Here is a 3384-nt window from a genome sequence, read left to right on the forward strand (position 1 = left end):
AGTCGCGATGCTCTGCGTCTCGTGCGCGAAGCCTTGGGCCCGGATGCCGTCGTTTTGTCCAATCACACGATGGACGACGGTAGCGTCGAAATCGTCGCGCTGGCCGACAGCGACCTCGCCGCCATCACGCCGAAGACGCCGCGACGCAACGCAGCCGCAGCGCTGGCCGCGCCGACGAATGCAATGGTTTCACAGCAGCCCACGCTCGTCGCACCGCGCGCGATGCAAGCCAACCCGTATGCGAGCGGCATGCCCGATGTATTCTCGTCGGTGTTCGGCGCAAGCCCGGAAGCGGGCACCGAGAATACGAGCAGCCATGCGGCTCAAGCCGACACGGGCGCCGACGATGCCCCGGTCTCCACCGCGAAACTTGCCGCCGCACCGAAAGCGGCGCCGACGGGCGCCGCTAAAACGCAACACACCGCGCCGGCGACACCTGCCGCCTCGTCCGCGCCGAGCGCCTCACAACCGGCCGCCATCGATAAACCCAGCGCCCGCGCCGCGGCGACGCGTCTCGCCGAAGACCTCCGTGCGGATCTGCTCAAAGCCGCCGGGGTGCCGCCCGCGCCCATCGTTCCCGCCGCTGAAGCTCAAACGCCGCGCACGATGGCCGAGTCGAATCCCTGGCTAATCGACCACGCTCGCCGCATCGCCGCCGAACAGCAGGAGCAGGGCGCGTACAGCGCGCGTCCCGCGGCGATGACACCGGCTGCGGCCACGGCCAAGGGCCTTGGCGTCGCGGTCGAATCCGCTGTACAAGCGGGCCCGCAAGACACGCAAGCGGCCTCTGCCCGACCGGCCGCGCCGCACACCGGCGATACCCCCGAGTGGGCCCGCGAAGCCGCGCAAGTCGCGGCGCGCCGCACCGCTCAGAAGAGTGCGCCGCCGCTGCCGACGGGCGACGACGCCCGCACGCCCGCCTCGGTCGCTGAAGCGATCAAGAGCCGCATGGAGCAGGTCGTCAACGACACCGTGATGAGCGAGCTCTCGTCGATGCGCGGGATGATGGAAGAACACTTCGCCGGCCTGTTGTGGGGCGATCGTCAGCGCCGCAGCCCGGCACGCGCCGCGCTCACCAAGCATCTGTTCGCCGCCGGTTTCTCCGCGCAGCTCGTGCAGATGATGGTCGACAACCTGCCCGACGACGTCGACAACATGGACGGCGGCATGGCTTGGGTGCGCTCGGTGCTCGAGTCGAATCTGCCGGTGATGGAAGACGAAGACGCGTTGATGGAGCGCGGCGGCGTATTCGCGCTGATGGGCCCGACGGGCGTCGGCAAGACCACGACCACCGCCAAGCTCGCCGCGCGCTGCGTGATGCGCTTCGGCGCCAGCAAGGTGGCGCTCCTCACCACCGACAGCTACCGGATCGGCGGCCACGAACAACTGCGCATCTTCGGCAAGATTCTCGGCGTGTCGGTCCACGCGGTGAAAGACGGTGGCGATCTGCAACTCGCGCTCTCCGAGTTGCGCAACAAGCACATCGTGCTGATCGACACGATCGGTATGAGCCAGCGCGACCGTCTGGTTTCCGACCAGATCGCGATGCTGTGCCGCGCCGGTCAGCCGGTGCAGCGTCTGCTGCTGCTCAACGCGACGAGCCATGGCGACACCTTGAACGAAGTCGTGCAGGCCTATCAGCGCGCGCCGGATAAACAGCCGCTCGCCGGCTGCATTCTGACCAAGCTCGACGAAGCCACCAATCTGGGCGGCGTGCTCGACACGGTGATCCGCTACAAGCTGCCGGTGCACTACGTGTCGACCGGTCAGAAGGTGCCGGAAAACCTGTACGTCGCGACGAAGAAATTCCTGATCAAGAGCACGTTCTGCATTCCGCGCGATAACTCGCCGTTCGTGCCGCACGACGACGACATTCCAGCGTTGCTGTCCGCGCTGTCCGCGCGCTCGACGGCCGAACTGCACGAGGTCCGCTTTGGATAAATTCATGGCCGATCAGGCAGAAGGTCTGCGGCGGCTATTGACGCAAAGCGGCTCGCGCGTGCTTGCGGTGACGGGCGGCCCGGCCGGCGTCGGCTGCACGACGACCGTGGTGAACCTTGCTGCGGCGCTCGCGCAGCAGGGCAAGGATGTACTGGTGATCGACGAGTGCCTCGGCGCGAAATCGGTGAGCGCGATGCTCGGCGGCGTGCGCGGCGCGGGCAATTTTGCGGCGGTGCTGCGCGGCGAGATGACGCTCGACGCCGCCGCCGCGCGCCACGCGCTGGGCTTCTCCGTGCTGAGCGGTTCGCACAACAACTGCGCCGGCTACACGGCCGCGCAGTTAGGCGTGGTGTTGCGCGGTTCCGCCGACATCGTGCTGATCGATGCGCAACTCGACCAGCAGGGTCAGCTGTCGCCGCTCGCGATGCAGGCGCACGACGTGATGATCGTGACAAGGGTGGCCGCGCAAGCGATCACCGAGGCGTACGCGTGCATGAAACGTCTGCACTACGCGCACGCCACCGCGCAGTTTCGCGTGCTGGTGAACCACGTGCAGAGCGTGGACGACGCCCGTACCGCCTTTGTCAACCTGGCCGGCGTGGCTGGCCGCTACCTGACGGTAGCGCTGGAAGACGCCGGTTGCATTGCCGCCGATGCGCGGATGGCGCGAGCCCTGGAATTGTCGCGGTGTGTCGTCGATGCTTTCCCATCGACACCGGCCGCGCGTGACTTCCGGCACCTTGCCGCCGAATTGCAGTACTGGCCGATGCGGCCAGCGATGTCGTCGCAAACGTCCTGGATGGCGCCTGCGACAGTTACAGCGGCGCAACACGCCGACCAACCGTCCGTGCAGCACGCCTGAGAGGTGGCACAGGGACAAGGGGAGCACGATGTATAACGCTCAGGGAAAGATTTCCCAGGCCGAGGTTCTGACGAAGTACGCGCCCCTGGTGCGTCGGCTCGGCTTGCAGCTGGTTGCCAAGATGCCGGCGAGCGTCGATCTCGATGACCTGATCCAGGCCGGCATGATCGGGCTGCTGGACGCGGCGAGCCGCTACAAGGAAGACCAGGGCGCGCAGTTCGAGACCTATGCCAGCCAGCGAATTCGTGGCGCGATGCTGGACGAGTTGCGCAGCAACGACTGGTTGCCGCGCAGCTTGCGGCGCACTTCACGCGAAGTCGAAACGGCCGTGCACAAGGTCGAACAGAGTCTGGGCCGCTCGGCGAGCGAAACGGAAATCGCCGAGCATCTGCAGATGCCGCTCGACGAATATCAGTCGATGCTCCAGGACTTGCACGGCAGCCAGCTGATCTATTACGAAGACTTCGACCGTTCCGCGGACGACGAGCCGTTTCTCGACCGTTACTGCGTCGATCATTCGGACCCGCTGTCGGCGCTGCTGGACGACAGCTTGCGCTCGGCGCTGATCGAAGCGATCGACC

Annotated in this window: 3 protein-coding genes; all 3 read left to right on the forward strand. The window is 66.6% G+C overall.

Features of this window, described 5'->3' with window-relative positions; translation table 11 throughout:
- On the forward strand, window positions 1–1941 hold a 1941-nt coding region (gene flhF / locus QOC89_RS06720), incomplete at its 5' end, for a flagellar biosynthesis protein FlhF (protein WP_323044310.1).
- Window positions 1934–2803 carry an AAA family ATPase gene (locus QOC89_RS06725; protein WP_323044311.1) on the forward strand — a complete coding sequence of 290 codons (870 nt, stop codon included), beginning with the start codon at window positions 1934–1936 and terminating at the stop codon, window positions 2801–2803. The genes flhF and QOC89_RS06725, both read left to right, overlap by 8 nt.
- A gap of 28 nt (window positions 2804–2831) precedes the next feature.
- On the forward strand, window positions 2832–3384 hold a 553-nt coding region (locus QOC89_RS06730), incomplete at its 3' end, for an RNA polymerase sigma factor FliA (protein WP_323044312.1).

This window comes from Paraburkholderia sp., from assembly GCF_034668105.1.
Classification (GTDB): Bacteria; Pseudomonadota; Gammaproteobacteria; order Burkholderiales; family Burkholderiaceae; genus Paraburkholderia.